We start from the raw sequence: 16,413 nt of genomic DNA, 5'->3' as shown, positions 1-16,413 counted from the left end.
ACTAAACAAAGTTTAAATCAAGTATAGACATGAAATAAATCATGTGTATAATAAAACATGTAACCGATTTCAAATAAGGAGTGAGGACACATGAAGAAAATCTTATTAGCGTGTAGTTCAGGGATGTCGACGAGTTTACTCGTAACGAAGATGAAAGATCATGCCACATCAATCGGGGATGAGGCGAAGATTTGGGCAGTCGGTCAAGATCAGGTCGTAACCGAGATGGACGAGGCAGATGTGATTTTGATTGGTCCACAAATGCGTTTCTTGTTGGATAAATTGAAAGCGCAAACATCAACACCGATTGAAGTGATCGATATGATGGCATACGGCACGGCGAATGGAAAAGCTGCATACGAACAAGCGATGAAATTAATGGGGTGAACAACGTGGAACAGGTAGACGAGTTAACCTTGGAGCAAATGGCATTCATGATGATTTTGCACAGTGGCAATGCGAGAAGTACGATTCAGGAAGCGATTCAACTGTATAAAACGAGTTCTTATGAAACGTTCGAAGAAAAGATTGATGAGGCACGTGGACAATTAAAAGAAGCACATCAAACACACTTTTCACAAATCCAAAGAGAAGCGAATGGAGAAAAAACAGACGTCTCTTTATTGCTTCTTCATGCAGAGGACCATTTAATGTCTACGCAAACAATGCTTGATTTGACAGCGGGTTTGGTCGAAATGGTCGAACAAAAGATTGTAAATCCTAATCAAGAAGGGTGAATCATATGTCACAGGACAATAAGATGTTCAACATGATCAGTAAACTGCTCATGCCGATGGCGACCTATTTAAACAACAGTCGCTATTTACAAGTATTGCGAGATGCATTCATGCTCGCTTTCCCGATTACCATGTTTGGGTCAATCATCGTCGTCATTGCAAACCTGCCGTTCCTCGACCGTTTCATGTCCGAGAGTACACTCAGTGTATTTAAAACATCACTCGGAAACGCCCCATCTGCAACGATGGGGATTATGTCTATCTTTGTCGTCTTCGGTATCGGGTATTATCTATCGAAAAGTTATCAAGTCGAGGCTGTCTTCGGAGGAGCGATCTCGCTCGTGTCTTTCCTTCTCTTAACGCCTTTCTTGATTGAAGTTGACGGTATGTCAGAGGCAGTCGGGAATGTCCTTCCGTTGGATCGCCTTGGAGCGAAAGGGATGTTCCTTGCGATGATTACCGGATTCCTGTCCGGTGAGATTTATCGATTTGTCGTTCAAAAGAACTGGACGATTAAGATGCCGGATGGAGTACCGCCAGCTGTTGCGAAATCATTCTCAGCACTTGTTCCTGCATTATTAACCTTGACTGTATTTTTAACATTCAACATCATCGTGACGAACTTATTCAATACGAATCTTCATGACGTCATTTTCAACGTCGTTCAGCAACCACTTGTGACATTGGGGAATGGTCTCATTCCAACGTTGATTGCAATCTTCTTCGTTCAGCTATTTTGGTTCTTCGGACTTCACGGTCAGGTCATCGTCAACTCGGTGATGGACCCGATTTGGAACACATTATCTGTGGAGAACTTGACGGCTTATACCTCGACTGGAGATGTTCCGAACATTATCAGTAAACAGTTCATTGAAATTTACACGGTAGGGCTTGGTGGTTCCGGATCTACACTTGCTGTCGTCGTGGCTATCTTGTTGTTCTTGAAATCGAAACAGTTGAAACAAATCGGGAAACTATCCCTCGGACCTGGACTATTCAACGTAAACGAGCCGGTCATCTTCGGACTTCCAATCGTTATGAACCCGCTCATCATGATTCCTTGGATTGTCGCACCGCTCGTGACGGTAACGGTCACATATTTCGCGATGTCGACAGGCTTAGTCCCACCACCAACGGGTGTCGCTGTTCCATGGACTGTCCCAATGTTCTTGAGTGGTATCATGGCGACGAACTCGCTTGCCGGAGGTCTTCTTCAAATCGTGAACTTCTTCATTATTTTGGCGATTTGGTTCCCGTTCTTGAAATTTATCGACCGCATGAACTTGAAAAAAGAGTTAGAAGAATCAACAGATAAACAAGAAGCAGTGTAAACAAATAGAGAAAATAGAAATAAGGGAGAGATAAAAGATGACGAACCCGACACAAACACGAATGAAAGAGCAAAAGACCTATCAATTTCCGACAGATTTTTGGTGGGGAACGGCTTCCTCTGCTACACAGATGGAAGGTGCTGCTTTTGAAGGTGGAAAAGGATTGAATATCTGGGATTACTGGTACATGCAAGAGCCGAATCGCTTTTTCAATGGCGTAAGCGCAACAGAGGCTTCAAACTTCTATCATTTGTATGAAGAAGATATCGCATTGATGAAAGAACTCGGGCATAACACGTTCCGTTTCTCCATTTCATGGTCACGTCTTTTTCCAAAAGGTGTCGGGGAAGTAAATGAAGAGGCAATCACATTTTATAACAATGTCATCAATTGCTTAATCGATCATGGTATCGAACCGTTCATCAATCTGTATCACTTCGATATGCCGATGGCGCTTCAAGAACAAGGTGGTTGGGAATCACGGGAAGTCGTGGAGGCATATGTCACCTTTGCGAAGACATGCTTTGAGTTGTTTGGTGACCGCGTCGAGAAGTGGTTCACGCATAATGAACCGATTGTACCGGTAGAGGGTGGATATTTATATGATTTTCATTATCCAAACGTTGTTGATTTCAAGCGAGCTGTCCAAGTAGCGTACCACTCGATCTTATCGAGTGCGAAGGCAATCGAAGCGTATCGTGACATGGGACAATCTGGGCAAATCGGGATCATCTTAAATCTGACACCCTCATATCCGAGAAGTCAGCACCCAGCTGATTTGAGCGCAGCGCGCATTGCTGATGCGATGTTCAATCGCTCGTTCCTCGATCCATCTGTTTTAGGCACGTTCCCTCAAGAATTAGTAGATGTGCTGAAGTCGGAAGATGCGATGCCACAGATGGAAACAGGCGATCTTGAACTCATTCGAAAACATACAGTCGACCTGCTTGGCATCAACTATTACCAGCCGCGTCGCGTGAAAGCAAAAGCATCACTGCCGAATCTGGACGCACCATTCTTACCGGAAAACTTATTTGATTTTTATGAGATGCCTGGACGTAAAATGAATCCATATCGTGGATGGGAAATTTACGAAAAAGGAATCTATGATATATTAATCAATCTAAAAGAAAACTATGGTAATATTCCTTGCTTTATTTCAGAGAATGGAATGGGGGTCGAGGGTGAAGAACGTTATCGTGACGAGAACGGAAGTGTCCAAGACGATTATCGAATTGATTTCATTCGCGAACATCTGAAATGGATGCATCAAGCGATTGAAGAGGGTTCGAACGTAAAAGGCTATCATCTTTGGACGTTCATGGACAATTGGTCATGGAGCAATGCTTATAAAAATCGCTATGGATTTGTAGGCATTGACTTAGATACGCAACAACGTACTGTAAAAAAATCAGGGCACTGGTTTAAACAGTTGATTGACGCTAATGGTTTTACAGAATAATGAAGTAAGCTGACAAAGACTACTCTTTGTCAGCTTTTTTTGATATATTGTACATATATGTCTATACATGAGGTGCTATATGTCTACTAAGAAAAAACCGAAATATGAAACCATTGCTGATGAAATTCGTAAAAGAATTATTGAACACGTTTATCCGCTAGAACATGCATTACCTGATGAAATCCATTTGGCCCAAGAGTTTGGGGTGAGCCGAATGACGATGAAACGTGCGCTTGAGATTCTCGTCATGGAAGGGCTGATTTATCGTAAACGTGGCAAAGGAACATTCATTTTACAGTCGAGCTTCCAAAAAGATCGCATCAACGTGATTAGCAAAGAAACGAGAGGGCTGACTCAAGTTATCGGAGATCGCTCGTTACGAAGTGAGGTCCTCAATTTTGAGGTGAAGTTTCCGAGTCAGGAAGTCGCCAATCATCTTATGATTGAGCTGACAGAACCAGTCTATGAAATACGTCGTGTGCGTTACGTAGACGATGAGCCATATGTCATCGAATTGACGTACATGGTTGCTAACCTCATTACGGGAATCACACGTGAAATTTTAGAAAAGTCCGTGTATGCGTATATTCAAGAAGAGCTGGGTTATACGATTACAAGCTCGCATAAAGTGATACGAGCAGATAAACCGGATGAGTACGATCAAGCTTACTTGAAGAATGATGTCACTGAACCGATTATCGAAGTCGAGCAAGTTGTCTATTTGAGTAACGGGAAACCGTTCGAGTATTCGTTTGCCCGTCACCGATACGATAAATTTGTGTTTTCATCGGTCAATATTGTGAAGTAAAAGTCGCCGCGATGGCGACTTTTTCGTAAGGAGGACCCATCGTGGATGTGAGAATTGAACAAGCAGGATATGAGAGCAACGAGCCCGTCATTCAAGACATTTCGTTTGATGTACGGGCAGGTGAGATTTTAGGGGTGATTGGGTCGAATGGTGCGGGAAAAACGACCACCATCGCCTGTCTTACCGGAACGATTCCTTGGATGAAGGGAACGGTCGAGATGGAACGCTATGCGTACATCCCGGAGCAACCGGTCTACTATGATTATTTGACGCTGTCTGAACATATCGCACTCGTCCAAGAATTAACGGGAGTCGATTCAACAGAAAAAACGGAGGAGTTGCTACAGCTTTTCCGACTCGATCATGTGACCGACCGGTATCTCTCCTCTTTTTCAAAAGGGATGAAACAGAAGGCGATGATTTTATTGGCGCTCATTCAAGAAACGCAGATATTGATTGTCGATGAACCGTTTATCGGATTGGATGCAACGACGACGATTCAGTTACTTCGACTGTTAGAAACGGAGCGTGCGAGGGGGGCAAGTGTCTTATTAGTCACACACGTTCTTGATACGGCCGAGCGGTTGTGTGACCGGTTCGTATGGATCGATGATGGGCAACTGCTCGCGAGTGGGACGAAAGCAGAGATTCGTGAGGCGCTCGAAACAGAGGGGATGACCTTGTTCGATATGATGGAAGATGTGGCGCTCCGATGATTGCGAAACGATTGTTTTGGATGCGTGTCTCCCGTTATATAAAACAACAGTGGAAGACGGTCCGATTGATTGTCGACTGGACGATTTTTTTATACGGTGTCCTTCCTCTTCTCATATGGGCAGGCTATTCCTATTGGCAAGTCTGGGAAGGGAGCTTCCCCTGGTTAGGTGACATCCCTTATTTTCTCTTTGCACTTCTGATTGGATGGTTCATGTGGCAAGATCGCATGTTTGTCTGGATTGAGCGTGCCGATCTCATCCTTGTGTCAAACCAAAGCATGATTCGGGATTTGAAATGGTATTCGGTTTGGTATCATGTTACGCAACACGTGATTCAATATGGGTGTTATTTGCTGTTGCTTGCCCCAATTCTATACATAAAGGTCAGGAGTGTTGGCGAGATACTCGCGTTTGGGGCTGCACTATTTCTACTCAGTTGGTGCCATGCATGGATTCAGTATCATCTACGTCTCCGACACGCCCATCTCATGAAGCGATTTTTAATCGTACTCCTTGCTTTTGTAGGTGTGTATGCGTTATTGATTGATTCAGTATTACTCAGTGTGTTGACCGGAAGCATGATGGTCACATTTGCGTTATACGTAGGGGAAGGATGGGTGTCGAAACATCCGAATATCGGTCGGGAGATTGAAATCGGGGAACGTGAGCGTGCCTCATTCGACCGTGTCCTGTTGACGACGTCAGGAGCGATCGAGAAGACGAGTGAGCGGAAACGCCCCCTGTATCGACCGAGACCGAATCGCTTCGGCACCGTCAGACGGACGATGGCACTCCTTATGTACTTTAGAACGCCGAGTCATCGGAATCTGTGGTTTCGACTCATTCCGCTCGGGGTCACGAGCGTGATTCTTCTCCCGAGTTGGTTCAAACTAGTAGTTCCGATTTATTTGTTGTATGTCGCCTATCAGGAACAGACGTCGTTCACGAGAGAAATGGAGCGGCATCCATTCTTCCAATCTATTCAAGAAAGAGGTTCATCATGAACGAACAGCAATATGAACAACTCCTGCAAATCGAGACGGCTAAACCTCAGCAAGGATTTCCGTCCTCGGCCGAATATCATCGTTATGAGCCGACTCCTTACAAAGCACTCGATTTGCTTCGGGATGCGTATCCGTTAGAGTCCACAGATACGATCGTGGATTTCGGTTCGGGAAAAGGACGTTTGCCGTTCTATTTAGCGTATACGTTTCGTGTGAGGGCAATCGGTGTCGAGATGGACGGTGGATTTCATGAGGAGGCACTTCAAAATTGGATGAGCTATACGAAGAAACATCGTAATCGGGGAAGTGTTCAATTGGAACGGGGGCTAGCGGAGGAATTCACGATTCCACCGGATGCGAATCGATTCTACTTCTTTAATCCGTTCTCGGTGAACGTCTTCCGCCAAGTGATTGCCAACATTATCGAATCTGTTGAAACGGTCCCTCGTCCGGTCGACGTGATTCTATATTATCCGGCGGATGAATACCTCCATTATTTGAACGACGAGACGCCTTTTCAATATGTACAGACCGTTCGACTCCCGCTGAAGAATCTTCATGAGCGATTTTTGATTTACCGGTTTGATATGATGGAATTATCTTGGTGATGGAGGAGTGAGTACGATGAAAAAGAAAGACATTTTAGAGGCATATCGTTGGCGTCAAGCGACGAAAGCGTTCGATGCGGATCGTAAAATCAAAGAAGAGGACATGGAGTTCATCTTAGAGACGGGACGTCTTTCACCGAGCTCGTTCGGATTCGAGCCATGGCAATTTGTCGTGGTACGTCGGGAAGATTTACTCCAAAAGATTAAAGATCATGCATGGGGAGCGCAAGGTCAGGCCCTGACTGCCAGTCACTTTGTGTTGATCCTCGCAAGAACACCGAAAGCCATGCGTTACGATGCAGACTATATTCGTCACATCGTCACAGGCGTGCAAGGACGGACGGAAGAAGAGTACGCACAGCGCGTGAAACGAGTGCAAGAGTTCCAGGAGAACGACTACCGTCTCTTAGACGATGAGCGTGTCTTCCAGGAATGGATCAAGCGTCAGACATATATCCCTCTTGGAAACATGATGACGGCTGCCGCACAAATTGAAATTGATTCATGCCCGATTGAAGGGTTCAATCAAGAGGAGATTGATGAGTTGTTAATCTCAGAAGGTGTGATGGAACGTGGGGAATGGTCACTTTCAGTCATGGTCGCATTTGGGTATCGAGCGCGCGACTTTGCACCGAAAACACGTCGTGATTTTAACGAAGTCGTCAAATATATTGGATGAAAAAAAGAGTCAATCGCCGGGGCGATTGACTCTTTTGAATTATTTCCAGTCTGTGATGCGGTCGACTGGGAAGCGGACTGATGGATACCCTTCTTCTGCTGCTTTCCCGATTGAGAGAAGCATGACTGGAAGGTAACGTTCTTTGTCGAGGCCGAACGCTTCAGCGATGTTCGCTTTGTCGTATCCGCCGATTGGGTTTGTGTCATATCCGTGTGCGCGTGCGACGAGCATGAGTTGCATCGCAACGAGACCTGAATCGAGCATGATACTATCTTTGATCATTTCTTTCGGTGCATCTTTGAAGATGCCTTTGATCATGTCGACTTGACGGTCACGGACCTCAGCCGGCATCATACCGCGCTCTACTGCTGAATCGAAAATCTCTTCTGTGTAATCTGCCATCTGATAATCGGCGAAGAGTGCGATCACAGCTGAAGATGTTTCCACTTGGCGTTTGTTGAAGCTTGCGAGCGGGAGGAGTGTTTCTTTTCCTTCTGCGCTATCGATGACGACGAAGCGCCATGGCTGTAAGTTAAGTGATGAAGGAGCTGTTGTTGCTTCTTCAAGAATTTGTGTCATTTCTTCTTTTGAGATTTTGACGTTCTCATCGTATACACGAATCGAGCGGCGTCCTTTGACAATCTCCATAAAGTCTTTTTGTGTAGCAGTGTTCATATTGTAGTCTTCCTTTCATGGTCAATAGTATCTTGTAACATCGTGAGTGATGCTAATAACTGTTGTTGATCCTCTACCTTCATGTTGACAAAAAGTCGGTCCGTTAAGCACTCTTTTTGCTCAGTCCAATGTGCAATTTGTTCACGACCATCGTCTGTCAACTCAACATAGATGACACGGTTGTCTTGTTCACAGCGTCTCCGCGTGATGAGTCCTTGCGTCTCTAACTGTTTCAAGTGTCGGGTGATGGCGGCATGGTCGACATCGACGCGCTGTTGCAATTCACGTTGCCGCAATGGACCGACGTGATACAAGTTGCTTAAAATGTCGTAGCGACTCAAGCTGAGCCCGTCCATTTCAGAGTCGAATAATTGCCCTAATTCTTTTTGTACCGTGATGATGTGATAGAGAATTTGATCACGAAGCGAGCAAGAATCTCGCATGCACATCGCCTCCTCAAATCATTGATGACTCAATCATTGATGGGTCACACAATGTATAGTAAACCCATCTTCACAGGATTTCAAATAAAAAGTTTTAAGAAATGGGTTGTCAAACTGTTATATAATAGTCTATATTGTAATCAACTGATATATAACAATGATTAAAGGAGGATGTGAACGCTTGGAACACTATGAACGACTAGATACGTATCATATTCATGAAAAACTGCTCGAATTTGTGAATAAAAACGTACTTGAACCCCATGAAATCAACGCTTTTTGGGAAGGCGTCGAATCGCTTCTAGAGTGTTTCACTCCAGTGAATCAGACACTTCTAGAGCAGCGCACGACATATGAGCGATTGTTACAGGAGTGGTACAGTCGGCAAGACGAGGTCGATCCAATCGAATATGAGACATTTTTAACGTCAATCGGCTATATCGAACCGGTCGTCGAAGATTTTAACATCGACGTGTCGAATGTCGATCGCGAAATCGCGCATCAAGCTGGACCGCAACTCGTCGTCCCGTTAGACAATGCGAGATATGCACTCAATGCCGCCAACGCCAGATGGGGAAGTCTCTACGACGCCATTTATGGGACGGACATGATTGACGAGACAGACGGTATGGAAAAGGGGCGAGCATATAATCCCGTTCGCGGTAATGAGGTCATTCGGATGGCGAAACAGTTTCTGGATGACACGTTCCCGCTACCATCAGGGTCGCACAAGGAAGTGACACGATACGTCGTTCGTGACGATGTCGCCTATGCGGTAATCGGGGACGTCGAGCATTCGTTCGCAGATGATTCCTTCGTCGGTTACACCGGGGAACCGAACGAGTTGAAGACGTTGATGCTCAGACACCATGCCTTACACGTTGAACTGCAATTTGACCGCGAGCATCCGGTCGGAAAGGTCGATCCTGCTGGACTGATGGACATCGTGCTCGAATCAGCCCTATCCGCAATCGTGGATTGTGAGGACTCGGTCGCAGCCGTTTGTGCGGAAGACAAAGTTCATCTGTATCGTAATTGGCTCGGTCTGATGGATGGGACGCTTGAAGCCTCGTTCCAAAAGAATGGGAAGCGACTCTCTCGGCGTTTAAACGAAGATAAACGTTTGATTGGAAAAGGTGGAGCGGAAGTCGTCCTCCCGGGACGCGCGCTCTTATTCATTCGGAACGTCGGACACTTGATGACGACGGACTTGATTCTTGATGCAGAAGGTTGCGAGGTACCAGAGGGGATCGTTGATGCCATCTTTACTTCATTGATTGCAAGTCGCCATCTTCATCGTCGTCTCAACTCTCGGGAAGGATCGATTTACATCGTCAAGCCGAAAATGCACGGCTCTGAAGAAGTGGCATTCACCAATGACCTGTTTGACGCCGTAGAAGATTTACTGGACCTTCCTCGCTATACGTTAAAAGTCGGCGTCATGGATGAAGAGAGACGAACGTCGCTCAACTTGAAAAATTGTATCGCGCAAGTAAAAGAGCGAGTCGTCTTCATCAACACGGGCTTCCTCGACCGCACGGGAGATGAGATTCATTCCTCGATGACGCTCGGACCAATGCGTCGGAAGGGGGAAATGAAGACGTCACCTTGGCTCGCTGCATATGAACGGTTGAATGTATCAACCGGTCTCGAGAGTGGGTTCCATCATCAAGCACAAATTGGAAAAGGGATGTGGGCGATGCCTGACCGGATGCAGGATATGATGCGTGAAAAAAAGGCACACGTACGCTCCGGAGCAACGACGGCATGGGTGCCTTCACCGACCGCGGCGACGCTCCATGCGATGCACTATCATCAACTCGATGCTTTTGATGTACAGCGAGAATTGATCAAGCAACCTCATTCGAAACATGAGAGACAACAACTCCTCGATATCCCGCTCGCGACGCGCATCTATTCGCAAGAAGAGATTAAAGAAGAGCTTGAGAACAACTTGCAAGGGTTGCTCGGATACGTTGTTCGTTGGGTCGAACAAGGCGTCGGTTGTTCGAAAGTGCCAGATATTCACCATATCGGACTGATGGAAGACCGGGCGACACTCCGGATTTCGAGCCAACACGTGGCCAACTGGTTACATCACGGCATCTGTTCAGCGGATCAAGTGGAGGTCACGCTTTATCGGATGGCACGAGTCGTCGATGAACAAAACGAGTCAGATCCGAATTATCGACCAATGACGCCGAACGTCGATCAGTCGATCGCCTATCAAGCTGCCCACGAACTCGTGTTTCATGGGTTGAAACAGCCGAACGGGTATACGGAGCCAATCTTACATCGCCGCCGCCGTGAATTTATGAAACGACAAACTGTGGAGTTCAATTTAAAAGGAGGAACCTTATCATGACAACGAAAAAAATGGAAAGCGAACAGTTGATTGAACGTTGGGTCGTCCGCCGCATCGTATCTGGAGAATCGACTGCATCACTTGCGAATACAGCATTCGTATATGGTAACGACTTGATGCGCCTCGTTTTGGACCGGACAGACGGTTCACTTCAAATCATGAAAGAGCCGATCGATGAAGTCGTCGTATTCCGCAAGCCGGAAGATCGGGACGAAGAGAACGTCTGTCGTTGTTGCGGGATGGAGCATTCGACGTTCAAGGCAGCATTGGAATGCTGCGCTTACCTCGACTAAATCATTTCATTTGCACCATCTGTTATATAACAAATTTAATTTTATAAAATTAATATAATACAGGAGGGTTTATTAATGAAACAACGCGAAGAATTATTGAACAGCTGGCAGTCAGAACGATTTGAAGGTGTAGAACGTCCGTACTCTGTAGAAGACGTCATGAAATTACGAGGGTCTATCGTGATTGAACAAACGCTTGCGACAAAAGGAGCGGAACGCTTGTGGCAATTGATGCACGAGCGTGACTACGTCCATGCACTTGGTGCATTGACAGGGAACCAGGCGATTCAGCAAGTAAAAGCAGGACTCGAAGCCATCTACTTGAGTGGTTGGCAAGTAGCGGCGGATGCGAACCTGTCAGGTCACATGTATCCGGACCAGAGTCTATATCCGGCCAACTCGGTGCCGAGTGTCGTCAAACGAATCAATCAGGCACTTCAACGTGCCGACCAAATTCAAACGGCAGAAGGAAAAGGCGACACGCATTGGTTCGCACCGATTGTCGCAGATATGGAAGCCGGTTTTGGTGGGGTGCTCAACGTATTCGAATTGACAAAGGCGATGATCGAAGCGGGAGCTGCCGGCGTTCACCTCGAAGACCAGCTCTCGTCTGAGAAGAAATGTGGTCACCTCGGTGGAAAGGTATTACTCCCGACGCAGACGGCTGTGAAAAACTTGATTTCGGCTCGACTCGCGGCAGACGTCATGGGCGTCCCGACAATCATCGTAGCGCGGACAGATGCGCACGCAGCGAACTTGATCACAAGCGACATCGACCCAATCGATCACCCGTTCATCATTGGAGAGCGTACATCGGAAGGCTTCTATCGTACGGAAGCTGGTATCGAGCAAGCAATCGCTCGTGGACTCGCTTATGCACCGTATGCAGACCTCGTCTGGTGTGAGACGTCTGAACCAGATTTGGCAGAGGCACGTCAATTCGCCGAAGCGATTCATGCGAAGTATCCAGGTAAACTTCTCGCTTACAACTGCTCACCATCGTTCAACTGGAAGAAGAAGTTGTCAGACGAAGAGATTGCCACGTTCCAACAAGAAATCGGCGCAATGGGCTACAAGTTCCAGTTCGTCACACTCGCTGGATTCCACGCGCTCAACTTCGGCATGTTCGAGCTCGCACGTGGGTACAAAGACCGTGGCATGGCAGCCTACTCGGAGTTACAACAAGCAGAATTTGCGGCTGAAGTACATGGTTACACAGCGACACGTCACCAACGTGAAGTCGGGACGGGTTACTTCGATGAAGTTTCGCTCGTCATCTCAGGTGGGCAATCATCAACGACTGCACTGGCTGGATCGACAGAAGCAGAGCAGTTCACAAATTAAGGAAAAGCAAATAACCGCTGCACGTGCAGCGGTTATTTTTGTGTATGGCGTGTCATTTCGGAATGGTCAACACTTGTCCGACGCTGATGAGATTGACGTTCGTGATGTTATTGGCGGATGCGATCTTCGCGACGGTCGTATTGTACATCGTTGCAATCTTATAGAGTGTATCGCCCGACTTCACCGTATACTTCACGGTCGTTGTAGGTGGTGGTGTGACGGTCGTCCCTGGAATGATGAGCACTTGTCCGACGCTGATGAGGTTAACGTTCGTGATGTTATTGGCGGCCGCAATCTTTGCGACGGTCGTATTGTACATTGTCGCAATCTTATAGAGCGTATCACCCGATTTCACGGTATATTTCACAGTCGTTGTAGATGGTGGTGTGACGGTTGTTCCTGGAATGATGAGCACTTGTCCAACGTAGATTAAGCTATAGTTCGTGATGTTGTTGGCAGCCGCAAGCGCGGAGACGGTGACACCATACGTCCGTGCGATACTGTACAACGTATCACCTGACTTCACGGTATACGTTTTGTTCGTCGACGTATTTTGATACGCCAGTAATTGCGAGACTGTGACGAATTTGTAGCCCTTCGCTTTCAGTTGTGAAATCATCGTTGGGAGTGCGAGCGGTGTACCCGGGGCCCCGGCTCCGGTATGCATCAAGACGATTGAACCCGGTTTGATGTTGGTCTGAACTTTCGTGTTGATTTGGCTCGCGGTCAACCCTTTCCAGTCAACCGTATCAATGTTCCATTGAATCGTGTATCCGTATCCTGCAGCCCCGACACCGCTCAATACGGTACTATTCACTGCACCAAAAGGGGCTCTGAAAATCGGTTTTGTCGTTTTTCCGGTCAACGATTTAATCAAAGCTTCCGTGCGGTCGAGTTCGGATTTCATCTGCGTGGCAGTCAGTTTGGTGAAGTCAGGGTGTGTATACGAGTGATTTCCGAGTTGATGTCCTTTTGCGGCGATATTTTTAATGTACTGTGGATGGTTATTTGCGCCCGACCCCGTTAAAAAGAAAGTGGCTTTGACATTGTTTTTTGCTAAAATGTCTAAAATCTTGTTCGTGTTCGCCCCGTCTGCCCCGTCATCGAACGTCAATGCGACGACCTTACTCGTCGTGTTCACGCTCGTGACAAATTTTGAAGCGGCGGCACTGACAGAAATCGATTGTGTGATCACCATCGCCAATAAGATGAACAGTGCCATCGCCCCACGAATGACCTTACGTTTCATCTGAATTCGCCTCCATTCATGATGTAACTCTCTCGATGTTAAGACTTTCCAAATGATTGACCTTGATATATTTTATATACCCCTTTTTAGAAATGATGGACTAAAATTCGGAAATGTACTCAATAAATTTTGATTCAACTATATGTGTGAAATTTGTGAGAATGTATCGTGGGATATATCACAGAATGCTCACACTCTTTTTGGAAAGAGATGGTATCATGAACAATGTGTGAAAGATGTAAGCGATTTATAAGGAGGACTTATGATGAAAAAGATGATGACACGGTTTGGGGTCGTGTTTGGGCTTATCGGGTTGTTCGTACTCGGTGCGTGTGGTACGGAGAAAGAAGCGGAGAGCGCGGCTGTTCCACAGTCAATGGAACCGGTCGAGGCAGAGTTGACGGTTGCTGCGACGGCAGAAAAAGGAGAAGCGGTACCGTTATCTGTAACAGTCACGCAAGATGGTCAACCTGTAGACGATGCGGATGAAATCAAGTTCGAAGTATGGAAGAACGATGCGAAGGAAGAAAGTGAGATGATCAAGGCGTCACTCACGAAAGACGGTGTCTATGAAGCGGAGACGACGTTCGCGGAAGAAGCGGTCTATACGGTTCAAGTGCACGTGACAGCTCGCTCGATGCATACGATGCCGACGACAAACGTGACGGTTGGACATCCAGAAACGGCTGCTGAAGCAGAAGAAGAAGAGAGTGAGCATCATCACCACGCTGGAGCGGATATCACGCTTGACCCGAAAGAGGCGACAGCAGGGGAAGAACAACCATTCATGGTACACGTCATGATTGAAGACGAGATGCTCGCAGGGGCGGAAGTACAACTCGAAATCTTCCAAGACGGGGCAGAGAAGCATGAGTGGGTGAAGTTAGAGGAAGCAGATACTGGGATGTATAAAGGTGCACACACCTTTGCTGAATCAGGCGCATACAACGTTCAAGTCCATGTCACGAAAGGTCATGATATTCATGAGCACGTCATGGAGACGGTAAACGTTAAATAAAAAATCGGCTCACGTTGAGCCGATTTTTTATTATGCATTTTGGTAAAGGGATTCAACTTGTTGTTGAAGCGCTTCGTTCTCCAAGTACTCATCGTATGTTGCTTCTTTGTCCACGATGCCATTCGGAGTCACTTCGATGATGCGTGTCGCGATCGTCGAGATGAGCTGATGGTCATGTGAGCTGAAGAGAAGCACACCTTTGAACGACTCGAGACCGTTGTTGAGTGCTGTGATCGATTCGAGATCCAAGTGGTTCGTCGGATCGTCAAGGACGAGTACGTTCGAGTTCGAGAGCATCATCTTCGAGAGCATGCAGCGTACTTTTTCTCCTCCTGAGAGGACAGACGCCTTCTTCATGACTTCTTCACCTGAGAAGAGCATGCGGCCAAGGAATCCACGAAGGAACGTGTCTGACTCATCGGCAGGTGAGAACTGGCGCAACCAGTCGAGGATGCTCTTTTCTGAGCCCTCGAAGTACTCCGAATTGTCTTTCGGGAAGTATGACTGAGTTGTCGTGACGCCCCATTTGACTGACCCTTTGTCTGGCTCCATCTCACCCATGAGAATTTTGAAGAGTGTCGTGATGGCAACGTCCGAACGACCGACGAATGCGACTTTGTCCGTCTTGTTGAGTGAGAACGTGACGTTGTCGAGTACTTTTACACCATCGATTGTCTTCGATACGTTATCGACATAGAGAACATCGTTTCCGATCTCGCGCTCCATCGTGAATCCGACGAACGGATAACGACGTGACGACGGACGGATGTCATCAAGTGTGATCTTATCGAGCAACTTCTTACGAGACGTCGCTTGACGTGCTTTCGATGCGTTCGAGCTGAAACGTGCGATGAAGTTTTGAAGCTCTTTGATTTTCTCTTCTTTCTTCTTGTTCTGGTCTGCCGCCATACGTGTAGCGAGTTGGCTAGACTCATACCAGAAGTCGTAGTTCCCGACATACAATTGGATTTTTCCAAAGTCGAGGTCGGCCATGTGCGTACAGACTTTGTTCAAGAAGTGACGGTCGTGGGAAACGACGATGACTGTGTTTTCAAAGTTGATCAAGAATTCTTCTAACCATTGAATCGCTTTTAGGTCAAGTCCGTTGGTCGGCTCGTCTAAGAGGAGGATATCTGGCTTACCGAAGAGCGCTTGGGCAAGAAGGACTTTGACTTTCTCCCCACCTGTGAGTTCGCTCATTTGTTTCTGGTGGAGCGCTTCAGAGATACCAAGACCTTGGAGGACCATCGAGGCTTCCGACTCTGCTTCCCAACCGTTCAACTCAGCGAATTCTCCTTCGAGTTCAGCTGCGCGCATCCCGTCTTCATCTGAGAAGTCTTCTTTCATGTAGATGGCGTCTTTTTCTTTCATTACTTTGTAGAGACGCTCGTGACCCATGATGACGGTCTCGAGAACCGCACTGTCTTCATACGCGTAGTGGTCCTGCTTGAGGACGGCGAGACGTTCGCCTGGTGTGATGCTGACATCACCTGTCGTCGTATCTTGCTCACCTGATAAAATCTTTAAGAATGTCGATTTACCGGCACCGTTCGCACCGATCAATCCGTAACAGTTGCCTGGCGTGAACTTGATGTTCACCTCTTCGAACAACTTGCGACCGCCAAATTGTAGGCTGACGTTATTTACTGTAATCATGTATGGTATCCCTCGTTTTTCTGAT

17 protein-coding genes are annotated in these 16,413 nt (G+C 46.8%); 13 read left to right on the top strand and 4 right to left on the bottom strand.

Translation table 11 applies throughout. From position 1 onward, the window contains the following. Positions 1-90 precede the first annotated feature (90 nt). The 9 genes from KNO94_RS07205 (at position 91) to KNO94_RS07165 (ending at position 7,345) form a co-directional block, all read left to right on the top strand. A complete protein-coding gene (locus KNO94_RS07205) occupies positions 91-387 on the top strand; it encodes a PTS sugar transporter subunit IIB (protein WP_015880368.1) in 297 nt (98 codons plus the stop codon). A gap of 5 nt (positions 388-392) precedes the next feature. Beyond that, positions 393-737 (top strand): PTS sugar transporter subunit IIA, encoded by a 345-nt coding sequence (locus KNO94_RS07200; RefSeq protein ID WP_041917964.1) that lies wholly within the window; start codon positions 393-395, stop codon positions 735-737. Between the two features lie 23 nt (positions 738-760). Then, positions 761-2,068 (top strand): PTS cellobiose transporter subunit IIC, encoded by a 1,308-nt coding sequence (celB, locus tag KNO94_RS07195; protein WP_041918122.1) that lies wholly within the window; start codon positions 761-763, stop codon positions 2,066-2,068. A gap of 37 nt (positions 2,069-2,105) precedes the next feature. After that, positions 2,106-3,530: a glycoside hydrolase family 1 protein gene (locus KNO94_RS07190; protein ID WP_483299173.1), complete on the top strand. Its 1,425-nt coding sequence runs from the start codon at positions 2,106-2,108 to the stop codon at positions 3,528-3,530. A gap of 79 nt (positions 3,531-3,609) precedes the next feature. Then, positions 3,610-4,338, top strand: a complete 729-nt coding sequence (locus KNO94_RS07185) for a GntR family transcriptional regulator (protein WP_214778508.1) — start codon at positions 3,610-3,612, stop codon at positions 4,336-4,338. Between the two features lie 41 nt (positions 4,339-4,379). Beyond that, entirely contained in the window at positions 4,380-5,054 is a 675-nt protein-coding gene (locus KNO94_RS15365; protein ID WP_214778506.1) for an ABC transporter ATP-binding protein, read from the top strand. Continuing rightward, on the top strand, positions 5,051-6,058 hold the full coding sequence (locus KNO94_RS07175; RefSeq protein ID WP_214778504.1) for an ABC transporter permease: 1,008 nt from the start codon (positions 5,051-5,053) through the stop codon (positions 6,056-6,058). The genes KNO94_RS15365 and KNO94_RS07175 overlap by 4 nt, the downstream gene beginning before the upstream one ends. After that, a complete protein-coding gene (locus KNO94_RS07170) occupies positions 6,055-6,666 on the top strand; it encodes a class I SAM-dependent methyltransferase (RefSeq protein WP_214778502.1) in 612 nt (203 codons plus the stop codon). Before KNO94_RS07175 ends, KNO94_RS07170 begins: the two co-directional genes overlap by 4 nt. Before the next feature lie 16 nt (positions 6,667-6,682). Further along, on the top strand, positions 6,683-7,345 hold the full coding sequence (locus KNO94_RS07165; RefSeq protein ID WP_015880376.1) for an NAD(P)H-dependent oxidoreductase: 663 nt from the start codon (positions 6,683-6,685) through the stop codon (positions 7,343-7,345). A gap of 39 nt (positions 7,346-7,384) precedes the next feature. Here the strand turns inward: KNO94_RS07165 and KNO94_RS07160 are convergent, their stop codons facing one another. Both KNO94_RS07160 and KNO94_RS07155 read right to left on the bottom strand, forming a co-directional pair. Continuing rightward, positions 7,385-8,020 carry a nitroreductase family protein gene (locus KNO94_RS07160; RefSeq protein ID WP_214778500.1) on the bottom strand — a complete coding sequence of 212 codons (636 nt, stop codon included), beginning with the start codon at positions 8,018-8,020 and terminating at the stop codon, positions 7,385-7,387. Next, on the bottom strand, positions 8,017-8,463 hold the full coding sequence (locus KNO94_RS07155; RefSeq protein ID WP_078146066.1) for a MarR family winged helix-turn-helix transcriptional regulator: 447 nt from the start codon (positions 8,461-8,463) through the stop codon (positions 8,017-8,019). Before KNO94_RS07155 ends, KNO94_RS07160 begins: the two co-directional genes overlap by 4 nt. A gap of 181 nt (positions 8,464-8,644) precedes the next feature. Here KNO94_RS07155 and KNO94_RS07150 point away from each other — a divergent pair, with 181 nt between their 5' ends. The 3 genes from KNO94_RS07150 (at position 8,645) to aceA (ending at position 12,465) form a co-directional block, all read left to right on the top strand. Further along, on the top strand, positions 8,645-10,828 hold the full coding sequence (locus KNO94_RS07150) for a malate synthase G (protein ID WP_251125870.1): 2,184 nt from the start codon (positions 8,645-8,647) through the stop codon (positions 10,826-10,828). Next, positions 10,825-11,121 (top strand): hypothetical protein, encoded by a 297-nt coding sequence (locus KNO94_RS07145; RefSeq protein WP_031424308.1) that lies wholly within the window; start codon positions 10,825-10,827, stop codon positions 11,119-11,121. The genes KNO94_RS07150 and KNO94_RS07145 overlap by 4 nt, the downstream gene beginning before the upstream one ends. A 75-nt stretch (positions 11,122-11,196) precedes the next feature. Beyond that, positions 11,197-12,465, top strand: coding sequence for an isocitrate lyase (gene aceA / locus KNO94_RS07140; protein ID WP_214778497.1), 1,269 nt, complete (start codon positions 11,197-11,199; stop codon positions 12,463-12,465). Positions 12,466-12,517: 52 nt separating this feature from the next. Here the strand turns inward: aceA and KNO94_RS07135 are convergent, their stop codons facing one another. Further along, on the bottom strand, positions 12,518-13,714 hold the full coding sequence (locus tag KNO94_RS07135) for a LysM peptidoglycan-binding domain-containing protein (RefSeq protein ID WP_214778495.1): 1,197 nt from the start codon (positions 13,712-13,714) through the stop codon (positions 12,518-12,520). Between the two features lie 265 nt (positions 13,715-13,979). On the opposite strand from KNO94_RS07135, the gene KNO94_RS07130 reads away from it, so the two are divergent. Continuing rightward, a complete protein-coding gene (locus KNO94_RS07130; RefSeq protein WP_214778493.1) occupies positions 13,980-14,732 on the top strand; it encodes a FixH family protein in 753 nt (250 codons plus the stop codon). Positions 14,733-14,762: 30 nt separating this feature from the next. Here KNO94_RS07130 and KNO94_RS07125 read toward each other — a convergent pair whose 3' ends face one another. Continuing rightward, complete coding sequence (locus KNO94_RS07125) at positions 14,763-16,388, bottom strand: ABC-F family ATP-binding cassette domain-containing protein (protein WP_214778491.1); 1,626 nt, start codon at positions 16,386-16,388, stop codon at positions 14,763-14,765. Between the last annotated feature and the right edge of the window lie 25 nt (positions 16,389-16,413).

The organism is Exiguobacterium sp. s22, assembly GCF_018617455.1.
In the GTDB taxonomy this organism is placed as follows: domain Bacteria; phylum Bacillota; class Bacilli; order Exiguobacteriales; family Exiguobacteriaceae; genus Exiguobacterium.
Note: the sequence above shows the minus strand (reverse complement) of the source record. Positions and strands in the feature narration are given on the sequence as shown.

What these genes read in the sequence shown, in the direction of transcription:
- KNO94_RS07205 (WP_015880368.1), top strand. Translation starts at nt 91, where the DNA reads ATGAAGAAAATCTTATTAGCGTGTAGTTCAGGGATGTCGACGAGTTTA.
- celB (WP_041918122.1), top strand. Translation starts at nt 761, where the DNA reads ATGTTCAACATGATCAGTAAACTGCTCATGCCGATGGCGACCTATTTA.
- KNO94_RS07190 (WP_483299173.1), top strand. Translation starts at nt 2,106, where the DNA reads ATGACGAACCCGACACAAACACGAATGAAAGAGCAAAAGACCTATCAA.
- KNO94_RS07185 (WP_214778508.1), top strand. Translation starts at nt 3,610, where the DNA reads ATGTCTACTAAGAAAAAACCGAAATATGAAACCATTGCTGATGAAATT.
- KNO94_RS07175 (WP_214778504.1), top strand. Translation starts at nt 5,051, where the DNA reads ATGATTGCGAAACGATTGTTTTGGATGCGTGTCTCCCGTTATATAAAA.
- KNO94_RS07170 (WP_214778502.1), top strand. Translation starts at nt 6,055, where the DNA reads ATGAACGAACAGCAATATGAACAACTCCTGCAAATCGAGACGGCTAAA.
- KNO94_RS07165 (WP_015880376.1), top strand. Translation starts at nt 6,683, where the DNA reads ATGAAAAAGAAAGACATTTTAGAGGCATATCGTTGGCGTCAAGCGACG.
- KNO94_RS07160 (WP_214778500.1), bottom strand. Translation starts at nt 8,020, where the DNA reads ATGAACACTGCTACACAAAAAGACTTTATGGAGATTGTCAAAGGACGC.
- KNO94_RS07155 (WP_078146066.1), bottom strand. Translation starts at nt 8,463, where the DNA reads ATGCGAGATTCTTGCTCGCTTCGTGATCAAATTCTCTATCACATCATC.
- KNO94_RS07145 (WP_031424308.1), top strand. Translation starts at nt 10,825, where the DNA reads ATGACAACGAAAAAAATGGAAAGCGAACAGTTGATTGAACGTTGGGTC.
- aceA (WP_214778497.1), top strand. Translation starts at nt 11,197, where the DNA reads ATGAAACAACGCGAAGAATTATTGAACAGCTGGCAGTCAGAACGATTT.
- KNO94_RS07135 (WP_214778495.1), bottom strand. Translation starts at nt 13,714, where the DNA reads ATGAAACGTAAGGTCATTCGTGGGGCGATGGCACTGTTCATCTTATTG.
- KNO94_RS07130 (WP_214778493.1), top strand. Translation starts at nt 13,980, where the DNA reads ATGAAAAAGATGATGACACGGTTTGGGGTCGTGTTTGGGCTTATCGGG.
- KNO94_RS07125 (WP_214778491.1), bottom strand. Translation starts at nt 16,388, where the DNA reads ATGATTACAGTAAATAACGTCAGCCTACAATTTGGCGGTCGCAAGTTG.